The 21,486-nt window shown below is 46.0% G+C and carries 19 protein-coding genes; 8 read left to right on the forward strand and 11 right to left on the reverse strand.

The annotated features are described in order from the left end of the window. Positions 1-41: 41 nt before the first annotated feature. Genes BZA03_RS12055 through BZA03_RS12065 form a run of 3 tightly spaced genes read right to left on the reverse strand, consistent with a single transcriptional unit; the run spans position 42 to position 3,200 of the window. Complete coding sequence (locus tag BZA03_RS12055) at positions 42-1,481, reverse strand: DUF2271 domain-containing protein (RefSeq protein WP_110288911.1); 1,440 nt, start codon at positions 1,479-1,481, stop codon at positions 42-44. After that, positions 1,481-2,380 (reverse strand): calcium-binding protein, encoded by a 900-nt coding sequence (locus tag BZA03_RS12060; RefSeq protein WP_110288912.1) that lies wholly within the window; start codon positions 2,378-2,380, stop codon positions 1,481-1,483. The genes BZA03_RS12055 and BZA03_RS12060 overlap by 1 nt, the downstream gene beginning before the upstream one ends. A gap of 25 nt (positions 2,381-2,405) precedes the next feature. Next, the gene (locus BZA03_RS12065) at positions 2,406-3,200 is read right to left on the reverse strand and encodes a DUF4198 domain-containing protein (RefSeq protein WP_110288913.1); all 795 of its coding nucleotides are present in this window, start codon (positions 3,198-3,200) and stop codon (positions 2,406-2,408) included. 225 nt (positions 3,201-3,425) lie between these two features. Between BZA03_RS12065 and BZA03_RS12070 the strand changes: the two genes are divergently transcribed. Beyond that, positions 3,426-5,753 carry a TonB-dependent hemoglobin/transferrin/lactoferrin family receptor gene (locus BZA03_RS12070; RefSeq protein ID WP_110288914.1) on the forward strand — a complete coding sequence of 776 codons (2,328 nt, stop codon included), beginning with the start codon at positions 3,426-3,428 and terminating at the stop codon, positions 5,751-5,753. Between the two features lie 164 nt (positions 5,754-5,917). Continuing rightward, positions 5,918-6,100, forward strand: a complete 183-nt coding sequence (locus tag BZA03_RS12075) for a DUF6435 family protein (RefSeq protein ID WP_039229326.1) — start codon at positions 5,918-5,920, stop codon at positions 6,098-6,100. A gap of 35 nt (positions 6,101-6,135) precedes the next feature. On the opposite strand, the gene BZA03_RS12080 is transcribed toward BZA03_RS12075, so the two are convergent. After that, positions 6,136-9,300, reverse strand: a complete 3,165-nt coding sequence (locus tag BZA03_RS12080) for a TonB-dependent receptor (protein WP_258364633.1) — start codon at positions 9,298-9,300, stop codon at positions 6,136-6,138. Between the two features lie 210 nt (positions 9,301-9,510). Between BZA03_RS12080 and BZA03_RS12085 the strand changes: the two genes are divergently transcribed. The 3 genes from BZA03_RS12085 (at position 9,511) to BZA03_RS12095 (ending at position 12,123) form a co-directional block, all read left to right on the forward strand. Next, positions 9,511-10,101 carry a sigma-70 family RNA polymerase sigma factor gene (locus BZA03_RS12085; RefSeq protein ID WP_039229032.1) on the forward strand — a complete coding sequence of 197 codons (591 nt, stop codon included), beginning with the start codon at positions 9,511-9,513 and terminating at the stop codon, positions 10,099-10,101. Further along, positions 10,094-11,200 carry a FecR family protein gene (locus BZA03_RS12090; protein WP_110288916.1) on the forward strand — a complete coding sequence of 369 codons (1,107 nt, stop codon included), beginning with the start codon at positions 10,094-10,096 and terminating at the stop codon, positions 11,198-11,200. The genes BZA03_RS12085 and BZA03_RS12090 overlap by 8 nt, the downstream gene beginning before the upstream one ends. Before the next feature lie 176 nt (positions 11,201-11,376). Beyond that, entirely contained in the window at positions 11,377-12,123 is a 747-nt protein-coding gene (locus BZA03_RS12095) for a hypothetical protein (protein ID WP_110288917.1), read from the forward strand. Positions 12,124-12,215: 92 nt separating this feature from the next. Here BZA03_RS12095 and ppiC read toward each other — a convergent pair whose 3' ends face one another. Then, on the reverse strand, positions 12,216-12,497 hold the full coding sequence (ppiC, locus tag BZA03_RS12100) for a peptidylprolyl isomerase PpiC (RefSeq protein WP_012520075.1): 282 nt from the start codon (positions 12,495-12,497) through the stop codon (positions 12,216-12,218). Positions 12,498-12,682: 185 nt separating this feature from the next. Here ppiC and BZA03_RS12105 point away from each other — a divergent pair, with 185 nt between their 5' ends. Then, complete coding sequence (locus tag BZA03_RS12105; protein WP_110288918.1) at positions 12,683-13,195, forward strand: YgjV family protein; 513 nt, start codon at positions 12,683-12,685, stop codon at positions 13,193-13,195. Between the two features lie 84 nt (positions 13,196-13,279). On the opposite strand, the gene cyoE is transcribed toward BZA03_RS12105, so the two are convergent. From cyoE to BZA03_RS12135, 6 genes are all read right to left on the reverse strand, one after another. Next, the gene (gene cyoE, locus BZA03_RS12110) at positions 13,280-14,176 is read right to left on the reverse strand and encodes a heme o synthase (protein WP_110288919.1); all 897 of its coding nucleotides are present in this window, start codon (positions 14,174-14,176) and stop codon (positions 13,280-13,282) included. A 197-nt stretch (positions 14,177-14,373) separates the two neighbouring features. Next, a complete protein-coding gene (cyoD, locus tag BZA03_RS12115; protein WP_012520077.1) occupies positions 14,374-14,745 on the reverse strand; it encodes a cytochrome o ubiquinol oxidase subunit IV in 372 nt (123 codons plus the stop codon). Next, positions 14,745-15,362: a cytochrome o ubiquinol oxidase subunit III gene (gene cyoC / locus BZA03_RS12120; RefSeq protein ID WP_014977735.1), complete on the reverse strand. Its 618-nt coding sequence runs from the start codon at positions 15,360-15,362 to the stop codon at positions 14,745-14,747. Before cyoC ends, cyoD begins: the two co-directional genes overlap by 1 nt. Further along, positions 15,359-17,347, reverse strand: coding sequence for a cytochrome o ubiquinol oxidase subunit I (cyoB, locus tag BZA03_RS12125; RefSeq protein ID WP_075177206.1), 1,989 nt, complete (start codon positions 17,345-17,347; stop codon positions 15,359-15,361). Before cyoB ends, cyoC begins: the two co-directional genes overlap by 4 nt. A gap of 2 nt (positions 17,348-17,349) precedes the next feature. Next, entirely contained in the window at positions 17,350-18,291 is a 942-nt protein-coding gene (gene cyoA / locus BZA03_RS12130; RefSeq protein ID WP_014951264.1) for a ubiquinol oxidase subunit II, read from the reverse strand. A 150-nt stretch (positions 18,292-18,441) separates the two neighbouring features. Beyond that, a complete protein-coding gene (locus BZA03_RS12135; protein WP_014951265.1) occupies positions 18,442-18,849 on the reverse strand; it encodes a hypothetical protein in 408 nt (135 codons plus the stop codon). Between the two features lie 516 nt (positions 18,850-19,365). Here BZA03_RS12135 and BZA03_RS12140 point away from each other — a divergent pair. Continuing rightward, positions 19,366-20,109 (forward strand): IclR family transcriptional regulator, encoded by a 744-nt coding sequence (locus tag BZA03_RS12140; protein WP_258364634.1) that lies wholly within the window; start codon positions 19,366-19,368, stop codon positions 20,107-20,109. Continuing rightward, complete coding sequence (locus BZA03_RS12145; RefSeq protein ID WP_110288921.1) at positions 20,109-21,431, forward strand: polysaccharide lyase family 1 protein; 1,323 nt, start codon at positions 20,109-20,111, stop codon at positions 21,429-21,431. The genes BZA03_RS12140 and BZA03_RS12145 overlap by 1 nt, the downstream gene beginning before the upstream one ends. The last annotated feature ends 55 nt before the right edge of the window (positions 21,432-21,486 follow it).

Raw genomic sequence — 21,486 nt, forward strand, 5'->3', positions numbered from 1 at the left:
TGGTAGTGCTCGTTACTTTACTGCAATTTTAAGATTGACGCCTAGTTCATTAGTGAAAGTGTAATAGACGCGATTTCATCCGTGCCCGTTACGGTTATTGGTGAAGTCAGGCTATCAAAGGTAAATGGAATTTTCTCATAGCTTCGACCGCCGTGTTCTCTAGCCACTTCAACGTGAAGTATTAACGACGAAGAGTTTGCGCTTTGTCCAAAATCATCCAGTCCATCCCACTCTATGTGCAAGGGCGCGTTTTTCTTTGTAGCCCCGGCAAACCCATCGACTAAACCTTCATTTTTCCGACCCACTCTTCGCCACCATGTGCGCAGCTCGCCTAGCCATCTTTCGCTAGTGCCGCGAAGCGCCAAGCTTTTTACTAGCCGGTTCTTTTCGTCGCTTATCCACACGCTTACGTAAGGACCGCGATAATCTGCAATGTCAAATAGCGGTAAGGTGATATCAATTGAGATGGCGTGGCCATTTTTTTCAGCCTTGTTTTTACCCGACGTGCGAGCTGTATAGGTGTTGCTGGTAAATACCCTGCCATTTTCATCAATTAACTTCAGCGCTAGTGATGGGTTCGCGTTAACTAACTCCATGGCTTGCTGCGCTGTTTTGGTTGCCGAAAAGTGTGCTAACAACATGGCTTCAAATGCGTTATCCGCCACTGATATGGCTTGAAACTTGGCGCTAGGCCAACCGTCACTGTGGCTTAACACGCCCTTTTCTAAAGACGCCAGCTTTGAAGTAGAAAGTACTGGGCGTTGCCACGGCCTGATGTATGCGATGGTGCTTGGATTACTAACAGCGTCCGTTGCGCGGCCATTTTGAATTACAGCCTCTTGCGCCACGGTCCCCTGCCAACTAAAACCTTGGTTCGACGCGTGGGTTTCTAGCCCTTGCGCGCTAATGTGGTAAGAACGAATATTAATTGATGTCAGGTAGTTAGCAATACGATCTACGGCAAGAGAAGCTGTGAACTCGGATAAATCCCACTGGATAGGTGACGCGAATGCCACGCTGTTATCGTCATTAAAATTGACATCAGCAATGCGCGCCACACGAGCAAGACGTCTCACTTCGCGACGTGAAAGGTCATGCTTACCTTGAACATATTCGGCCCAATAGTCATAAAGCGCACCGTTGCGGCAGCTTATGTTACCCTCAGTCCGATTAAACCAATCCTCGCACCGCTTAATGGCACTGTACAGCCACGCCGGAAGTGTACCTTCGTAACGTTGATTAATTTCGCTAAGCGCACTCGTTGCGTTTGATTTATCTAGCGTTTGATAGGTGTCTTTAATCAGTAGATCAATATTCTTTTGCTCAATGGCGCTAAGTGTCTGCTCTTCGTACAGGGTTATTTCTGTGTTAAGCGTGTGGGAGGTTGCTTCTGGTGATGGTGCAGGAAACACATACAACTCGGCCTTAACAGCATAGCTGGCGGTAAATACCGCCAGATATAAAAGGAAACGCCCAACCATTATTCGCTGACTTGTGCAGTGGTGGTGTCACTTTGCTCCTGCTGACGTGGCGCAGGCGCTGGATCAGCTAACGTTAAGTAGCCATCACCATTAGTGTCGTAGCGATGAAAGGCATTAAACCCAGACACCATGTACTCTGAAAATGTCATTTTGCCATTCTCGTCTGTATCAAGAACTTCAAAGCGAACGTAAGTTTGTTTAATTTGCCCTTCATGGGTCTTCTCGATCTGTACATCCAGCCTGTCTTCAAACTCAAGCACGTATTCTTGCTCTGTAAGCTTGTCATCACTGTTTTCGTCTGTACGCTGGAATTGCGCTTTGCGAACGGCGTGAAACTCTTCTTTTGTTACCTTTTCGTCACCGTTTTGGTCGTATAAGGTGACAAAGCCTTCAATATTGTGACTGGTCGGCATGCGCAACATAGGGCGCTGTACTAGCTCAGGTTTGTCATCTTTTTCCTCTGACGCCGAGCGACGGGGTGCTGGCTCAGGGTCGCCCAGTGCAACAACACCATCATTATCACTGTCCATACGCGAGAAACTTCGCTCACCCACCGCATTGACTTCATCAATAGTAATGAACTCGTCATCGTTGCTGTCAACAGCATGGAAACGTATGTGAGTTTGTTTTACCGATGCTTTTCTGTCTTCAGCTAACCGTTTTTCTACTTTGCCTTCCCACTCATAAACATATTCACTTTCATCAAGTACACCGTCTTTGTTGGTATCAGACGCATTGAAGCGAGCACGTCTGGCATCAACGAACTCTTCTAATGGAAGTGACTCGTCTTTGTTTAAGTCATAGGTCAATATAATGCCGCTGGCGCTATGTGGTGCAGCTACTGCCGAAGCGCTAATACAAAGCGCAGATACAACGGCTAAACTTACTGTTTTAAACATAATTATCTCCTTGTACCCTTGTTAATTAGTAGGCTTCGAACGAAAGTGTGGTGGTGTAACTATAGGTAGGCACGTCTGCACCCTCAGGCGCATCGGTACGCAGTCTTACTTGCATCAAATAGACATCTTGTGCTGAAGGAGTGAATGATGCTTGCCCTTTAGCATTTGTCGTTATTTTTTCTACATCAGATTCTTCGGCGAACTGATCTTTTCCTTGGTACACCGAGACTTCATGATCGGTAACAGGCTTACCGTTAAACAGAACTTTGAAATTAAAACTCTCGTTGGCAAACAAACTGTTAGGGTGATTAACTGCCACGATCTCTAAGCCGTCATTTCTTGGCGCTAACGCCTGTTCACTTGGCCCTTTCTTCGTTACGTACGTCGTTGCAAACGTAACTGATTGAAAGTGCTCTTTTAGTATCGCACCTTCAGGTAGAGGCTTTTCATTACCTCGCATAGAGCCACGCTCACCGTCCTTTTCATACACGCGAAAAATTGCCCCCATGCGTTTTCCGGTTGAAAACTGGTAAGTCCCTTCTTCCTCTAAAGTGTGCTCAAGAACATTACGGGTAGACAGATCGACAACCTTCTCCACACTCACTAGCTTGCCGCTAGGGGTTACCACTTCAAACGATGCATTCGTAATTGCCGCTTCTGGTACAAAAAATTGTTCTGCAAAAGATGCATCCAGCGTGACTTTACCGCCTCTAACCGGTTCAAACTGAAGCGGTTTTAGGTAAGCCACGTGGGCTAGAGCAGCGCCACTGAAGCAGCTTGCAATAAGCAAGGGTAAACTGATGAGCGTGTGTTTTTTCATGGTTTTTTATTTTCTAGTTGTGTAAAAGTGAAATCATACTATTGCAAATGATAATAGTTATCAATAGTATTACGATCGATTTTTGACGCACGAAGTGTCAAGAAATCGCTTTGACAGGCGCGATTTAAGAAAAATAAAAATGATATCAACCGACGCAAACAGGAGGCTTAGCGTTGATACGAAATACTAATTATTTGCACTTTTATTAAAAATTGGAAAAGAACAATGAAATTTAAACGCTCAACGGTAGCTATTTCGCTTGGCTGTGCGCTAACACTTCCTGCCCTAGCTCAACAATCAGAATTGGCAGTTACAAAGGCCAAAAGTGAAGAAACCCTGACAACGACTGTCGAAACCGTGCTGGATGCACAAACTCTGTCAAAGCGCTCAATTACAAATATTGAAGATACCGCTCGCTATATCCCAGGAGTACAAACTAATGATACGGGTAACCGTTTCGGTAACGATGGCTTCAACATTCGCGGCTTGGAAGGAGACGCCGTAGCAGTAACTGTAGATGGCGTCGGTCAAGGCGAAACGCTAAACCCAAGCTCATTCGCCGCTTATGGAATGTATGGATCGAGCCGCGGCGAAATTGAATTGGAACACGTAAAAGCCGTCAATATCACTAAAGGCCCAAGCGCTGTCGCGCAAGGACCAGGCTCCCTTGCAGGCTCAGTTACCTACGTGACCAATGAAGCGAGCGACTTTTTACCTGCCACAGGTGATGCTACAGGCGTTAAGTTGAAAACCGGTTTTGATGCACGCTCTGACGAATGGCTAGTACACGGCACCGTCGCTAACAGAACGGGTAACTTCGACTCGCTATTGCAATACACAATGCGCGACAGTAGCGAAACAGAAGCCCACAGCCATGGTGAGGATATCTCTGGCTCAGCACGTGGTCAGGCTGACCCGATGGATAATCAAGTCGATGCAGTTTTACTTAAACTTGCTTATAACTTTTCCGAGCACCAGCAACTAGGCTTTGTTTACGAAAAAACGGACAGAGAAACGAACGGCGTACCTCTTTCTCGCCAAAGTGACTCTTATTTTGACTTCACCTCAGCGGATGAAAATAACCGCGAGCGAATTGGGCTTTTCTTTAACAACGAAAACCTAGGCCTAGCGTTTGCTGACAGCATAGATGTGACATTGAACTATCAAGAGCTGTTTTCATCGGGTGTAACCAGCTTTCTTTACGGCAGTGCAGACGGCGACGCTATATTGCGTACCGAGGACCGCAATTTCAGCCAGGACTCATTGAGTTTCAATGTTGATTTAGCCAAATCAATCACCGGAGAATTTAACCATGAGATTATTTATGGCTTTAGTTATCAACAGGTGGACGCAGAAGCGGTGATGTTCGACCGCAGGTTCGCTGGACAAACCGCGGACTCGCCTATATTAGACGGCTACCCTATTCGCGACCAAAGCTTTGTTCCAGAAACCGAAAAAACGTTAATTACAGCCTACCTAGCTGACACGGTTGAACTGAGCGAGCAATTAAGCGTAAACCTTGGACTTCGCTACGATTCTACGGAATATACGCCTACTGTAGACAGCACATTTTCAGATCCCACTGGATTAAGTATCACAGACAGCGAATTTAGTGCGGTGGTAGGAGAGATTGGTGCTACCTACGAATTCGTAAAAGGCCACTCTATAAATGCTCGAATTGCTCAGGGCTACCAAGCGCCTACGCTCCAAAGCTTGTATTTTGGTACAAACTCAGGCGATGAAGTCACCGATATCATAACTGGTAACACGTTTATTGACCTTGATCGCATTGCCAACAGTGAACTCGATGCTCAAGAATCGACTAACTTTGAACTCACCTATATTGGTGATTTCGAGAACGGAAATGTCAGCGTGTCGGTGTTTAGAACTGAATACACTAACATGATTCAAGACGAGACTTATTCAACGCCTTATGGCACTGAAGTAACTACCGTGCAGTGCGGTCGCTTCGGTTGTGAAACCGTAGTCAATACTGATGATGTATTCACGCAGCCACAAAATACGGGCGAACTGACTGTTGACGGTTTTGAAGTTACGGCCAATTACCATTTTACCGATAATGTATCAGGTCGTTTTGCCTATACTGCATTGGACGGTACCTACGACACCGCGTCTGCTTTTAACAATGCGGGGGACGACTTAGAAACCGTATCGCCAGATACCGCAACAGTTGGACTAGGCTACGTATCTGATAAAGGTGATTGGGGCGCAGAACTTGTCGCAATTTTGAGTAAAGGGGTAGAAGAAAGTACTCAACTTAGCTACACCTCGTTGAACAACGGCGCAGGTCCATCGCATACGCCTGCAGGCTATGCTGTTTTCGACCTGCTCGCCTACTACGACATTACTGAAAACCTGCGCTTTACCACGGCGATCTACAACCTTACAGACAAAGAGTACTACCGCTGGGAAGTACTTAATAGCGTAAGAGACGGTACTGGTGGTTTCTTTGGCGGTGTGAGCGGTAATGGATACCAGCGCTACTCAGAGCCAGGCAGAAGTATTAGTGCCTACGTCACTTACCAGTTCTAATGTAACCAAAGTGCAGGCCATACTTAGCTCAACTTAGCCAAGTGGCCTGCTATTCACTCAAGTATTCTCCCATGAATGTTTATGAAAGTTTGTTCACGAAAATGGGTGATCGAAAGTTCCTGTTCAAACGTTTTCTCGCTATCTCTCTTTTTAGGACTTTCACTATGTTTGGACTTTTTAAAAGCAATCCAACCAAAAAAATGCGAAAGCAGTATGACGCCCTTCTTGAAAAAGCCATGCACGCGCAAAGAAACGGTGACATAAAGACTTATTCATTGCTTACCGCCCAATCAGAAAAACTGTGGAAAGAAATAGAAACACTGGAGAAGAACACACAAGGAACATAAATGCTAGGCGCTTGCACATTGCGTGTGACCGTATACTAGTACGTGACGTTTACACCCAAGGCGTAGCGCGCCCCCGCGTCTTGCACAAGCAAGAGATGATTGCTGAATCGGCCGCGCTTATGAACGGTTTCGTTAGTAATATTGATACCTTCAAAAAATACAGAAACCCTCGGGCTAAATTGGTATGAAAGGCTCATATCCCACTGCTTGTAGGGGCTAACAAAGGTAGGCTCGGTGCTTTGGGTTTGGTTCAGCGATTGCAAGAACCCTTCTCGCTGGTTCCAGGCCACCCGCCATTGCAGCGCATTTTTTTCATAAAACAGCACCATGTTTTTGGCACCCGACAACCCTGTAAGTGCGAACGTTGAACGGATATTGGCGGTGTCTAATTCAGCGTTGCTGTCTACAAAGCTCGCATTGGCCTGAACTCCCCACCCTGATTCGCCAAATAAATGCTGCACTGCTATCTCGACCCCTTCAACCGTTGCAGACTCGCCGTTGCTGGGAGATATTACGGAAAATCGTGCTAACGCATCAGCATCGTCAACCGCATTTGGATCTGTGCCGGTGCTAGGGTCAGTCACGTTATTAAAGGTTTGTGTACTGCTTTCATTAACAATGAAATTATCTACCGTTTTTCTAAAGTAACCTGCCGATATATAGCTATTTTCCTGGTAGTAATGCTCAATGGCCAAATCAATGTTTTTTGCCTCAAAGGGCAATAGCTGTGCGTTTCCGATACGCGCCCGCAGGTCGCCACCTTGTCGCGTGGTGGTGTAAGTTACACCTGGTGCCATCTGTTCTAAGGTTGGGCGGGTGATACTGTGATTATAAGCCGCGCGAAATACCCAACTATCTAACCAGCTGGCTTTAACGCTCACGCTGGGTAAAAGATTGGTGTAGCTTGACGATTTATCAATATTTACCGAGGCGCCAAACTCTTGCCCCAGTTCGGTTTGGTCTAAAATAACTAACGCCGATAACTGCTCATCGACACCGCTTACCTTTACGTCAGTGTACTCAGCACGTAGCCCTGCATGCACATCGATAAACCAAGGCGCGTAGTCCTTCTCAATAGCGGTTTGAATATACCCCGCATACACTGTTTCTTTAACAGCGAAAGAGCTTCCCCGTGTTTCAGCGGCTAGACTGACATCCCCAGCGTTTTCTAAGTAACGGAATAATGTATCACCGTCGTGGCGCAGCCACTGATGAGGTATGTTCTCATGCCCACTAATTGAGCCTAGAAAATCGTCGCCTGCGTCAAATATGGTTTGGAAGCTATCGGGAATATCTGGTGCATCAAAATAGCCGCAAAAACTGCAGTGTCTTGCGTCTGCTTCGTTGTCTCTTCTTTCGTTGGCTTTTTCGCGCTGAGTTAATGCTCCACCAACGTCAATTTTGCTAAACCAGTTTTCATCCCCAAGCACACTTACATTGATTTTTGCTTGCCCTATATCGTCATCAATACTCCACCCTCTGCGCAACATCACGTGGGAACGGCCGTTGGCTGGATCTAAGTAACGGGACACGCCAACCGGCTCCCCCAAAGCGTTAACTTGACGGGGGTTGGCTTGTTCAAAGCCTGATATTGCGGGCAATATATTCGACTGACGATGATCGAATGAAGAGCGATTTAGATAACCGATAAGCGAGAGAGAATTCCCCTCTCCATTGTTGTCATCGACATTAGCCATTGAGTAAGACAGATCAGCATCAACAATTACGCTATCGCTTGCGATGTAGTTCGCTGCAAAACCGAAGCTTCTCGAGGTCGATGAACGGTTAAATGTGCGCGCGTGAAAGTCGGTGGCATGCCCGCTATTTTGTGAAAAAGCCACCGCCGTGCCGTTTTCATCCACCGTAACATCTTCAAGGTTACTCGATGTAAACCAATGTCCCATTGAGGTTGCCGAGGTTTCAACATCAAATGTTGACCCCAGATAATCAGCCGTAAGCTCGAGCTTGTTATTAGGTCGATATTGTAAAACGAGCGCAGACCCCGTACGTGTTCTATCGTCAAAGCGCACTCTTTGATCGTAATTCCTGGGCACATATAGCGTAGAAACGTCATCAGATAGCTCACTTTCAGGTACGTTAGTATTTACCAACCAACCATCAATTTGCGCTTCTTCTAGTCGCGCTTGACGCTTGTGTTGAGTAAAAGAGGCTAGAATGCCAAACGAGTTGTTCAAATAAGTGTTGCTGAACATAGCAGAGGTAGAAGGCGCATATTGTTGCGAGTTAGTATCGTACTGCATTTTGATGCTGCCAGCCGCCCGCATTCCCTTGAAAGAAAGAGGTTTAGCGGTGTGAACATCGATCGTAGCGCCGATGCCACCTGACTGCATAGTCGCCTGGCTTTGTTTGTGCACGGTTACACTACTGACAATCTCAGAGGCCAGCGTATCAAAGCTGAATTCGCGCCCGAGCTTATCGGTTGCCATAGGCCTGCCGTTTAATAACACCCGATTAAATTCCGGCCCAAACCCCCTCACTGTAACAAGTTGACCTTCACCTTCTGCGCGGTCGATAGATACGCCAGACACACGCTGCAGCGCTTCTGCGAGGTTTTGATCGGGAAACTTGCCCATATCCACCGACTGAATAGTATCAATGATGACGTTCGCGTTGCGTTTGATCCCCACCGATTGAGCAACACGCGCTCGCAAGCCCCTTACTTCAATGTATTCAATGTCGTAACTACCTTGCTCATCCGGTACGGTCACCAAGCTATCGTCTTGTGCGGTAATGGCGTTAAAAAGACGACCAAGCAAGTGATTGTTTTCATCACTATCGCTAGCAGGCACTATTTTTATTCGGGTGTTATCGACAATATCAGCACTCAGGCCTGTACCAGCCAAAAGCTTTTCTATTGCTACTTGCGGGGTATAGTTACCACTTACTTCATTTGCAAAAATATGCCTGACTTTATTGAAGGGAAAGACTACGGTCAGCTCGGCTTGATTGGCAAACGCGATGATTGCCTCGTCTGCACTTTGTGCAGGAATAGCGAAATCTATTGCGGAGACTGGCGATGTATTCTGTGTAATCACTTCTGCTTGTTGGTGGGGCAGCACTGACTGCGCAATAACAGTGTGACTTGCGCCGAACGACATCATGCACAGTGCAACCGTTAAAGCTTTAGGCTTAAAAGGCAGCATGATTATTGTGTCGAATGGTTCACTTGCCACAGGCATATTCGGTTTTACGCTATTGTTATTATTGATTATTAAAGTGTGTGATGCATATGCGTCACCCTACACGTTATTGTTGGTGTTGTTTTAAACTAGCGTCGCATTATATACAACCCATTAACAAATTTAATTTTTGAGCGATAATGTTGAAAATACTGGGGGAAAATAGCGTGGCTGTCGTCTTAGTAAGTAACAACGATAAAAAATAACAATATGCCCATAGAAACAGCCATACATAATGCCTATATGTCGGCGCGCGGCTCGATGGCCAAAATGCTATCGCGCCTTGTGCCGCCTAAAGAAGTAGATGACATACTGCAGGATACGTATGTTCGCTTGTGTCAGGCGAAATCTACCGAGCATATTAAAGAGCCCAAGTCGTTTTTGTTTAAAACCGCAAAAAACTTGGCCTACGATCACTTGAAGCGTGCAGAAACACGCATGGTAGACGACAGCGTAGAGGTTGCGGCAGCGTTGGAAAGCGCAATTAGCGGTGTTGAAGATGAAACATTTCACAACAACGCCACCCAGCAAGAGTTTAAGTTGTTTTGTGACGCAGTGCGCGCCCTTCCCAAGCAATGCAGGCGCGCATTTGTATTGAAGAAAGTGTATGGCTACTCTCTTAAAGAGATTGCCCAAGAATTAGAGATAAGCGAAAAAACCGTGGAAAAGCATATTGCTGAAGGGATAAAAAGATGCACTTTGTTTATGCGACGACAAACGACGTCGCATACACGGCCGAATGCTTATCAAAGTGGTGGGCAACACAGTACGGCGGATGTAAAGAGAGACGCCCATGAATAGTTCAACAAACGAAACAAAAAACGCTAAGTCAGACACCAATAGTAACGTTGTACAGTTTAATAGCGATGAGCGTGTGCTTGATGCCGCTAGCGAATGGCTAGTGAAACTCGACGAAGGGCTTGATGACAATGAAACACAAGCGCTAAAAAAATGGCTTGCAACGCCATTGCATCGAGACACCTTCCTCGAAGTGGTAGCCTTGTGGGACAAGATGTCGGTGCTTAGCGAACTGGCTGAGATCGTACCTCATACACCTGAGCCTAGCGTCAAACACAAAGCAAACAACACCGTGACTTGGAAGCGCCCGCTGGCCATTGCTGCCTCGTTTTTAATGGTCGGGCTGTTAAGTTATCAGGGGATAAATTTATTCTCGCCGTCTAACCAAACCGAACCTGTTTCACAAATGGCAAGCTACTCGTTACAAGCCTCGACCAAACCGGGCGAGCACAAGAGCATTAGCTTAGAGGACGGCAGTACACTATGGCTTAATACCAACTCTCAAGTGAACATCGTTTTTACTGAAACCTCACGGATTATTCAGCTTGTCAAAGGTGAGCTTCATATCGAAGTGGCGAAAGACAAATCCCGCCCGCTCAATGTACTTGCAGCTGGTAAAGCAATACAGGCGGTTGGTACTGCTTTTAATGTGCAATATCACCGCGGCGACCTTGAACTGGTAGTTACCGAAGGCGTGGTAGAAGTCGCCAGTTATACACTTAACAAAGCGAATGGCGAAAGCATTATTGATCCAATTATTAAACCGCAGGCTCAGCCATTGACGTTAGTTCAAGGTGAAAAATCACTTTTATCTTTGCCTAACAGCACCGTTGAGACCGTGTCAGATGAAGATATCGCGAATGATTTAAGCTGGCGTGAGGGCAAGATTGTATTTCGCGGCGAGCCATTAATTGACGTGATTGAAGAAGTAAGCCGATATACGGATAAAACGCTCGTTTTAGGTGATGCTGCGCTTGCTAACATGCAAGTAGCAGGGCTATTCAACACCAATGATGTAGACGCGCTTATTGCCGCCCTTGCCGACAATTTACAGATATCTACAGACTACTCTAGCGACACTATTGTTCTTCGCCCCCGTTAACAGTGGGTTTGGCTCATAAGTTCTTACTTAGCATTATTGAGCTACAAACTAAACACAAAGCGCGTTCTAAAGCTTAACTCGCGCTTTTACCCACTCCCCCTTACAATGACGCCTTATACCAGTCGGCATGCATTGGTATGATAGATAAATGCATCAAACAATAAGGCGTCTTTGATATGCAAATAGGCAGTGCTTTAACGGCAATTAAGCAGCTCACGTCCAGGCTACTACTTCTGACCACCTGCGCGGTGCTATCTAATACAGCTTTCGCCATTGAAGCTGGCCAATATTATTATTTCATCTCTGACAAGTGCGTGGCTAAAGGCCCTCAAACGCCCGAAGAGCGAGGCGCCGTAACCCCAGATGTTATGCTATTTGAAGTGGTACCTGCGGGGATCAGCGACTACTACGTAAACATGAATACGAGCGCACTGATTCACTATACAGAGGAAGGGCAAGCGCACCTTTCTTCAATGGAAGCAGAGCAGGCCTATACTGCTGGTAAAGCACCGTCGAAAGACAGCCTTAGAAAAGATGGCAATGCCATCCAGCACGACTTCATGCTGCAGCGCGAAGCAATAGATTTAAAAACCCTGATAAACACGTTAAATGGTTTTTCCCAGCTGCAGTCTGATAAAGGCTACTTTTTTAAGAAAATCGTAGGCCTTTCTAACCCCGATGCTAAATTTAAAGCCATTACCCGGGTTCGCTTAAGCGATATGGGTTACGACAATCGCATGATGCTAACAAGCTACTCCAGCGACTACTTTATGCTGGATGAACAAGGTAAGGCCTCTAACACAGCTTTTATTACGGTAGATCACGGCGCAGCGCTACGCAATTCACTGCACGACACCAACAGCCCGTACGCCATATTTACCAAAAATTCAGTATGCGGTGAAAAGTGGGAGCCGGGCAATTAACAAGGTAATTAGCTAGGACATACTTTAAACGCTTGTTGAATGGATCGGGCTTACTTCGGCTTTAGCGGCTTTGGTTTTAAAAGGCTCTGGTTTTAATTACTACGATAAAGCGTTTTAATAAGGTGGTAGCCGAAACGGGTCTTCACCGGCCCGTGTACTTTTAGCACGTCTTTTTTAAATACCACATCGTCGAAGGCTTTTACCATTTGGCCTCGGCGAAATTCACCAAGATCGCCGCCACGCTTGCCCGACGGACATTTAGAATGACGCTTTGCTAACGTCGCAAAATCCTTACCCTTTTTAAGCTGCTCTAAAATAGAAAGCGCTTCTTTCTCTGTTTTAACCAAAATGTGAAGTGCGGATGCCGTTGCCATGGAAAGGACCTAATTTGTCTCGCGGTTTAAGAATAATATCGTGCACGCTAAGTATACCCTAGTGAACAACCCGCCTGCCATTAGTCAATGTGATGTGTTGGGCTAAAAAAGCGATGTAAAGGCTACTCTGCTGTTTAAAAACTGCGTATCGTTAACCTTTATCAATCATTGACGAGCCTTCCCTTTTGTTACCAGAATTCGACTTGGCCCAAGCGATAGGAATGTTGAGTTTTGCGCTTGGCATTTTGTGCTTTTATCAGCGTGATGATCAGCACCTACGAATAATGATGGTGGTGATGAATTTAAATCACGCCTTGCATTTTGCGCTACTTGGTGCCGTTACTGCATGCTTAAGTGCCTTGCTTTCAGTGGTCAGAACAGGCATTTCAATTAAAACTCGCTCCCGAAGTGTCGCCTACCTGTTTATATTGATATCGCTAGCAGCCGGGCTGTATTTGGCCGAGGTTTGGTACGATTTATTCCCTATTTTGGGCACGTGTATAGGCACTTATGCCTTGTTTTGTTTGTCGGGAATACGCATGCGTTTAGCGTTTTTGTGCGGCGCTATATGTTGGCTAACCAACAATGTTATTGTCGGCTCTATTGGCGGCACCCTGCTTGAAGCTACGCTACTGGCAGTTAATAGTTTCACTATTATTCGCTTGTACAGAGGGCAAAAAGCACTCGGTCAGGCCTGATTGCCCAAAGTGAATGCGTTGCTATACGCACACTGCATTGGAAGCCCCCAAGCCAACCTCGCCGAGTGAGTCGAAACACGTCAATTAGAACGAGAGCGCAAACAGACTCGTTACTGACGTATGATAGTCCAATGACATAGCGACGGATAACAGCGTTATATTCACAATGGAGAAACCAAAAACACGTTTTGCCCAGCCTTCTACGTTGATGTCGGGTCTGTATCCGCGCAGCGCCATCAACAGCCACCAAAGGCTTGTTGCGAAAGCTACTGTTAAAAAGCCAATCCCCGTATAACCGCTAAGTGGAAGCAGCATTACAACTAAAGCAAATAACGCAATATGAAGAACAATATGGCGTTTTGCTTTCGCGATACCTTGCGATACAGGCAATACTGGAATGCCAGCCGCCTTATAGTCGTTATATCTAAAGATAGCGATGGCATAAGAATGGGGCATTTGCCAAATGCTGAACATACCCAGCAAAATAGCTGCAGCCATATCAAACTGACCGCTCGCGGCGCAATAACCGACTACGGGCGGAACGGCCCCCGACAAACTGCCAACGAAGGTGCCATACACAGAATTTCGCTTCATATACAGGCTGTAAACACCCACATAAATGACGTAGCCAAAAGCGGCAAAAAATACGGCAGTAAGGTTGGTGTAAAGCGCTAACAAGCCAAACCCTGCAATACCCAGCACAGCACCTTGCAACATCGCAGTAAGCAATGGCAACTCGCCTGTTACCGTAACCCGGCTAGCCGTGCGCTGCATTTTGCCGTCGATATCTCGGTCAATGCAGTTATTGATGACACAACCTGAAGCCACCACCAGCGATAAACCGATGAGCGTTGCGAGCAATAGCCAATAATCTATATCGCCACGGGACGCGAGCAAGAAACCGCCCGTTACCGAAATAGCATTGCCCATAATAATGCCGGGCTTGGTGACTGAGAGGTAACGTTTATAAGTAGAGGTCATGGGTAAAATCCAAATTTAGAACGCGCCCATTTAGACACGTATCAAGGTGTACTGAGAAGCCCCAATGTTGCCCCCAAAATAGGTTGCACCAATAGAAGGGCGAAACATGAGGGCTTAACGTACTGACCGCGATGAAGTAAACACATTGAAAAGCCTGACATGATCGTCAGGCTAGACCACGCATATACAGAGATTTGCTAATACATCATCATGGCGTTTGATTCGTAGATGATCCAAACGGATAACCCAACCACCATGAAAATAATAAGCGCACTGAATAAGAATGAAAACGTATTGGCTCTGCCTTCTTCAGTAACAAAGTTAAGGTGCAAAAAGTATTTAAGGTGCACCCAAATTTGAACCAAGCCCAAAGTTACCACGCTCCAAATCGTGGTAACTTTAGATAGGTCGCCATTCATCACTAGAGTGAACGGAATAGCGGTAAGTACCACAGATAGAATGAAGCCAATAATATAAGACTTCACATCGCCATGTGCGTCATCACTATTGTGGGTCGATGAAGCGTGACCGTCCGTATTTGAAGCTAATTTTGCATCGTGTAACGCCATTACATTGCCCCCATTAAATACACTACGGTAAATACACATATCCATACGATATCGAGGAAGTGCCAAAACAGACTTAAGCAACTAAGTCGAGTAACGGTTTGCTCACCTAAACCTCGGCGGGTTACTTCAATAAACATGATTGTCATCCAAATAAGGCCCGCTGTAACGTGCAGTCCGTGCAGTCCCACTAACGAGAAAAACGCCGTTAGAAACGCACTTTGCTGCGGCCCGTTGCCATGCTCAATAAGGTGGTGAAATTCGTACACTTCCATACCAATAAAACACGCACCCAGTGCCCATGTCACTGCCAGCCAAGCAAGGGCGCCTGACTTGTTTTGTCGGTGAGCACATATCATGGCAAAGCCAAAGGTAATGCTGCTTAAAAGCAGAGCGGCTGTTTCAACTGCAACAAAGTTGAGCTCGAAAATATCTTTGCCAGACACACCGCCCGCCGTATTCATAAACAGCACGGCATAGGTGGCAAAGAAAGAAGCAAACAACAAACAGTCGGTCATTAAATACAACCAGAAACCAAACACGGTGTTGTTTTCATGATGTTCTTCGTGTGCGTGTTCATGCGGCATTGATGCGGCGCTTGATGTTGCAATAGTACTCATGAGCGACCTCCCACTGTATTGGCACTTAAGTGCGTAGCTTCAACTCGTTCAACCTCATCTACCTGCACGTAGTAATCAACATCCGAGGTATAGCAACGCTTAATAAATACTCCTATTCCTGCCACTAAACCGACAACAGCAAGCCACCAAATATGCCAGATAAGCGCAAAGCCCATTAGGGTAAAGCTCATGCTCATGAAAACTCCGGCTGAAGTATTTTTTGGCATATGAATAGGTGTGTATTTTTCAGGGCGTTGATACGACTCGCCGCGCTCCTTCATATCCGTCCATGCATCAATGTCTTTGATGTGAGGAATCTTGGCAAAATTGTAAAATTGAGGCGGTGACGCCGTTGACCACTCTAGCGTGTGACCATTCCACGGATCGCCCGTTGTATCGTTAAGCTTCTCTTTGTTTTTGAAGCTTACAAACAGCTGAAGTAGCTGGAAGAAAATACCAATTGCTATAACAAACGCACCAAATGCAGCAATGTATAACCAGATATTCCAGTCAGGATTGTCGGTGTGATTTAAGCGGCGTGTCATACCCAAAAAGCCAAGCACATATAGGGGCATGAACGCCAAAAGGAAACCAATTTGCCAGCACCAAAAGGCTGCTTTTCCGGTTCTTTCGTCAAGCTTAAAGCCCATGGCTTTCGGGAACCAAAATGCAAAGCCAGCCAGATAGCCAAATACCGCACCACCAATAATGGTGTTGTGAAAGTGCGCAATGAGAAACAAGCTATTATGAAGTACGTAGTCAGCACCTGGAATAGCAAGTAACACCCCTGTCATGCCGCCAATAGTGAAGGTCACCATAAAGCCTAACGTCCACAGTACAGGCACACTCAATATTAAGCGACCGCGATACATGGTGAATAGCCAGTTAAACAGTTTCACGCCCGTGGGTACGGCAATAACCATGGTCATAATGCCGAAGAAGGCATTCACATTGGCGCTCGACCCCATGGTAAAGAAGTGGTGCAGCCAAACAATGAAACCAAGAATGGCAATGGCACCCGACGCATACACCATCGACTTGTAGCCAAACAGGCGCTTAGCGGTAAACGTAGATATAACTTCTGAAAAAATACCAAATGCAGGCAGTACCAGAATATAAACCTCAGGGTGTCCCCACGCCCAGAACAGGTTGATATACATCATTGAGTTACCGCCGGCTTCATTCGTGAAGAAGTGGAAGTCCATGTAGCGGTCTAGGGTTAGCATTGCTAGCACAGCCGTAAGAATAGGGAACGAAGCAGCAATCAGAATGTTTGCCCACGTACAGGTCCATGTGAAAATAGGCATTTGCATTAACTTCATGCCGGGCGCACGCATTTTAAACACGGTAACTAAGAAGTTTACGGCGGTTAGCAGCGTACCGAGCCCGGATATCTGCAGGGCCCATATATAATAGTCGACGCCAACCCCGGGACTAAACTCCAACCCGGCTAGCGGCGGATAAGCAACCCACCCTGTTTTTGCGAATTCGCCTAACCCCAAAGACACATTTACTAGAATTGCGCCACCTGCGGTCAGCCAAAAACTTAAGTTATTTAAAAATGGAAACGCCACATCGCGAGCACCAATTTGTAGTGGCAAAATGATATTCATCAACCCAATCATAAACGGCATCGCCATGAAGATAATCATGATAACGCCATGGGCTGTGAAGATTTGGTCGTAGTGCTCTGGCGGTAGATACCCGGGCGCACCATTGGTTGCCATTGCAAGCTGAGTACGCATCATAATGGCGTCGGCGAAGCCACGCAGCAGCATGATCATAGCCAACACAATGTACATAATACCAAGACGTTTGTGGTCGACAGACGTTATCCAATCAAACCATAGGGTTCCCCACTGTTTGTGCTTGGTGATAAGCATGGCTATGACCACACCCACCACTGCCACAACAGCAAGTGTCACCATAATAATCGGCTCGTGATAGGGCACGGCCTCAATAGATAATTTACCTAATAAAGACATGGTTATTGTGCATCCTCTTGGTGATGGCTGTGTTGCATTTCAGGCATGGCGTGATGTTCGCCCATGGCGGCATTTTCCGGCTTGTTGTAGAAATCCATGGAGCCGTGATCTTTCATGTATTTCATAACAATGTTATGAAATAAACCGTCATCGACTTTGCTGAAATAGGTCACCGGATTGTTTTCGCTTGGCTCAGCAAGCTGCTCGTAGGCACCTGACGTTAACGATGTTTGCGACTGCTTAACGCTGGCAACCCACGCCTCGAAGTCATCCTCGGTAGGTGTGGCAATAGCGTTAAACTTCATTCCAGTGAATCCCGCACCGCTGTAATTTGAAGAAATGCCTTTGTACGTACCTGGCTCGTCGGCAATAAGATGAAGCTTGGTTTCCATTCCCGCCATGGAATAAATCTGGCTTCCTAGCTGAGGAATAAAAAACGAATTCATGGTGCTTTCAGAAGTAATCTTAAACGCAACGGGTTTATTGGCTGGAAACACCAATTCATTGACCGTTGCGATACCTTGTTCAGGATAAATAAACAGCCACTTCCAGTTGAGCGAGACTACTTCGACAGTAAGATGCTCTCCTTGACCTTCTAGCGGTGCATAAGGGTCGAGTGCGTGAGTAGAGCGCCAGGTGATCACACTCAACGACACGACAATGAGAATTGGAATGGACCACACCACCGCTTCTATTTTGGTCGAATGTGCCCATTTAGGGGTATAAATTTCGAAATCGCGACTAGCGCGATACTTCCACGCAAAGTAAAGCGTAAGAAAAATAACGGGAACAACAACAATCAGCATTAGGATGGTGCAAAGAATAATCAGATTCTTTTCATCCATACCCACTTGCCCTTTAGGGTCAAGCACGCCACCGCTGCAACCGGCCAACGTCAGCCCTGCACCAGCAACAATTAAAGTAAAAAGGTTACGAATAGACAAAACAAGTTCCTATAACCCACAAGTTAAACGGCGATGACTGGGCCGCTTAATAGAGAATGGCAGCGTTACAGCATCGAAAAACAAACCGGTAAAGCTTTGTCACACATACTGCGCAACGCTTTCGGCGTTAGATAATCAAATCGGAGACGTTTAACTAAAAAGTGGGGGCGCTCTACTGCCAACCGTCTGAACAAAAGGCTGGGGGAATGTAGGGCAAAGGTAAGGAATAGGTCGGCGCTGTTTTGTTATTTGCGCCTTTGCTATAGCCGTGGCTTTTACCAAGAGACCAACTAACACTAATGCAATAGTGGGAACAATAAATTGCGAAAGCGTGTGATTGGCCAGCGCAATGAAAAAAGGCTCTACAACCAAACTTTCATTAAACGCACTGACAAATTCTGCCGAGTCAGCCAAGGTACCACTGATAACTAGCGCAATGTTCAGCAGTAACACCAGATTAGCCAACCACAGCATAGCGCCTACACCACTGGTGTAGTTTATTGCGGGTCTAATCGAAGAATTCAGTTCGTCTAAGAAAACGAAAGAACGTGGTGCCATATAGAATGTAATGCCTTACAAGAACAATGCTCTAAGTTTAACGCTGCTTCAAATGAGAATGAGAAAGCAGGCGTGGCAGAGTAATCTCAAATAAGGACAAGTACAAGCCACCTATCGACGGGCTAAAAAGACCTCGTAATTAAAGCACCAGACACAAATGACTATTTTATTAACATTCAAAAGGTAAGACTCTGCTTCCACAGATTTATCGTCGCCCTTAGCATAGATGTCACGCATTCATTCACTTTTTCGCTCGCTGAGTCTTCAACTTGCACCTCGGCAGCACCTACACATGTTAATTTTTTGTTTTAAATATACAAAATTAAACCGCTTACCGGACGCGGTTGATAAAGCGTTAACCTTCTTATAGATGCGATGAGTTGCACGACAGTTTTCTCTCTTTTCTCAATGTAATTGATTTAAAAATCATCAATAATTTAAAATGCCACCGGTAGCATTTTGTTTAATTCGTGTTAATATCGAGCAGTATTATCTTGATTTCGGGACCGCAAAAAGATGGAAAGGTATGTTATTCCCAGTGTTATGCAGGCGCTGCAGCTATGTCAAGCCATCGCCGAGTCTCGCTCGGGGTTAAGCGCCTCTGAAATTGAGTCAGCGCTTAAACTTCCCCGCACATCAGTATTTAGGTTACTTAGAACATTAACCAGCGAACGGGTAGTTGAAAAGCGTGGTACAAAATACTTCTATGGCACACGCATTTACGAAATTAGCGCCGCTAACTCGCGCAGCAGATACGTTCAGAGAATCACTGCACCTGCGCTTTCGAAACTTATAGCTACAACCAACGCTAGCGCAATTATCTGTACATTAGGCGACTACTGCGCGTTTGTTATTGACGTTTTAGATGCCAGAGAAAAGCAAATAACAACAATAAGGCCAGGGACAAAACTGCCCTTATTTGAATCTGCTGCGGGTCATGTCATGTTGGCCTACCATCCCAAGTATCAAAACATGAACGACAGCACACACCCCGCAAACTTTGATGAACAACAAGCCGCGAAACTACGAGCAACAACTTGTACCAGAGGCTATGCCGTCAGCCACTTCGCACCGCGCAACGTAACGCTTGTTGCCGTGCCAGTCTTCATGCGAGATGGAGAGCTTGTATCAATTTTAGCAATAGAACTAGAGGGTATGATCCACGACGTTAAGGTACTCCAAGCATGGAGCGCTAAACTCAAAGACATCGCCCGCCTTCCAACCACCGGTGCCCACCCTTACGAGCAGGACATGCAGTAATGAAACATATTCCAATTCAACTGATTGTCGCTTTCGTCGCGTTTCTCGCCTTGTCTAACTGTCACGCACAATCATTGGCGTTTGAAGGCGCGCTGGGGTTCGGAAAATACACGCAAGGTGGAAACCAAGGAAAAGTGTTAGTTGTTAGCTCTTTGTCTGATAATGCCAAAAGCCCACAAGAGGGAACATTGCGATGGGCTATTGCGCAAGACTATCCCAGACTGATTGTCTTTAATGTGTCTGGCGTGATCGCGCTAGAAAAGGAGTTAGAAATAAAACATGGCAACGTCACCATTGCAGGACAGACATCTCCCCACGGAATTGTAATTTCTGGCGCATCAACAAGCGTTGAAGCTAATCAGGTCATTATTCGACACATGCGCTTTAGGCCGGGGAAAGACAGTGAAGAAGGCGATGCAGTAACCGTTAGAAATACCACTGATGTCATTATCGATCATTGTTCGCTAAGTTGGTCAAAAGACGAGGTAGGCTCTTTCTACAATAACCAACGCTTTACACTGCAATACAGCATACTATCAGAGAGTTTAAACAACGCGGGTCATCACAAAGGTAGCCATGGCTATGGCGGCATTTGGGGTGGCAGTAATGCTAGCTTTTTGCGCAATATATTGGCCAATCATACCAGTAGAAACCCGCGCATTAACGGATGGCGACTGAACCCGCCTTACCCACAGCAGCAAGAATTCGTTGATATCAAAAATAACGTTATTGCCAACTGGCAAAAAAACTCAGCTTATGGCGGCGAAAACGGCACCGCAAATCTGGTTGGGAATATTTATGCCCCAGGCCCCGCTACGAAAAAGCGATGGTTTTTCCAATTATGGGACGATAAGGAATCACTCACTCGACTGTATGTTGCTGAAAACGTGATGAAGGGCTATAGCGACATGTCTGAGGACAACAGTAAAGGCATAGATGTTAAGAGCGCCAAAACCGGTTCAAAGAAAGAAAAAGACGTAATCACTCGTTCTCTTTCAACGTCGCCTTTTCATCAGAATGAAATAGATAAATTAGGCGATGCGCAACTTACTGCACAGCAAACATGGACAAGCTTGATTGAAAACCAAGACGTAGGTGCTAATCTCACCCGCACCGGTAAAGATCTAGACCCTGTAGACTCGCGCATACTTAAGCAAATACAAAGCAATCAGTACACAAGCAAAAATGGGATAATTGATAGTGAATTAGATGTGGTTGACTGGTCAATTTACAGCAGCTACTTTACTGCCAACCCCGCGCCCTCTCTTACTTTTCATGAAGAAAACTCATGGCGGGTACTCGCAGGAATCCCAACACTGTGATCACTAAATATTCATATATTAATAATTTGTGAAATAAACGTTAAATATTAGTGCA

It is taken from the genome of Alteromonas sp. I10, from assembly GCF_003201515.1.
Taxonomy (GTDB): Bacteria; Pseudomonadota; Gammaproteobacteria; order Enterobacterales; family Alteromonadaceae; genus Alteromonas; species Alteromonas macleodii.

Bases quoted from the DNA above. Each gene is read 5' to 3' on its own strand.
- BZA03_RS12055 (WP_110288911.1), bottom strand. From the start codon at position 1,481: ATGGTTGGGCGTTTCCTTTTATATCTGGCGGTATTTACCGCCAGCTAT.
- BZA03_RS12060 (WP_110288912.1), bottom strand. From the start codon at position 2,380: ATGTTTAAAACAGTAAGTTTAGCCGTTGTATCTGCGCTTTGTATTAGC.
- BZA03_RS12065 (WP_110288913.1), bottom strand. From the start codon at position 3,200: ATGAAAAAACACACGCTCATCAGTTTACCCTTGCTTATTGCAAGCTGC.
- BZA03_RS12070 (WP_110288914.1), top strand. From the start codon at position 3,426: ATGAAATTTAAACGCTCAACGGTAGCTATTTCGCTTGGCTGTGCGCTA.
- BZA03_RS12075 (WP_039229326.1), top strand. From the start codon at position 5,918: ATGTTTGGACTTTTTAAAAGCAATCCAACCAAAAAAATGCGAAAGCAG.
- BZA03_RS12080 (WP_258364633.1), bottom strand. From the start codon at position 9,300: ATGCCTGTGGCAAGTGAACCATTCGACACAATAATCATGCTGCCTTTT.
- BZA03_RS12085 (WP_039229032.1), top strand. From the start codon at position 9,511: ATGCCCATAGAAACAGCCATACATAATGCCTATATGTCGGCGCGCGGC.
- BZA03_RS12090 (WP_110288916.1), top strand. From the start codon at position 10,094: ATGAATAGTTCAACAAACGAAACAAAAAACGCTAAGTCAGACACCAAT.
- BZA03_RS12095 (WP_110288917.1), top strand. From the start codon at position 11,377: ATGCAAATAGGCAGTGCTTTAACGGCAATTAAGCAGCTCACGTCCAGG.
- ppiC (WP_012520075.1), bottom strand. From the start codon at position 12,497: ATGGCAACGGCATCCGCACTTCACATTTTGGTTAAAACAGAGAAAGAA.
- cyoE (WP_110288919.1), bottom strand. From the start codon at position 14,176: ATGACCTCTACTTATAAACGTTACCTCTCAGTCACCAAGCCCGGCATT.
- cyoD (WP_012520077.1), bottom strand. From the start codon at position 14,745: ATGGCGTTACACGATGCAAAATTAGCTTCAAATACGGACGGTCACGCT.
- cyoC (WP_014977735.1), bottom strand. From the start codon at position 15,362: ATGAGTACTATTGCAACATCAAGCGCCGCATCAATGCCGCATGAACAC.
- cyoB (WP_075177206.1), bottom strand. From the start codon at position 17,347: ATGTCTTTATTAGGTAAATTATCTATTGAGGCCGTGCCCTATCACGAG.
- BZA03_RS12135 (WP_014951265.1), bottom strand. From the start codon at position 18,849: ATGGCACCACGTTCTTTCGTTTTCTTAGACGAACTGAATTCTTCGATT.
- BZA03_RS12140 (WP_258364634.1), top strand. From the start codon at position 19,366: ATGGAAAGGTATGTTATTCCCAGTGTTATGCAGGCGCTGCAGCTATGT.
- BZA03_RS12145 (WP_110288921.1), top strand. From the start codon at position 20,109: ATGAAACATATTCCAATTCAACTGATTGTCGCTTTCGTCGCGTTTCTC.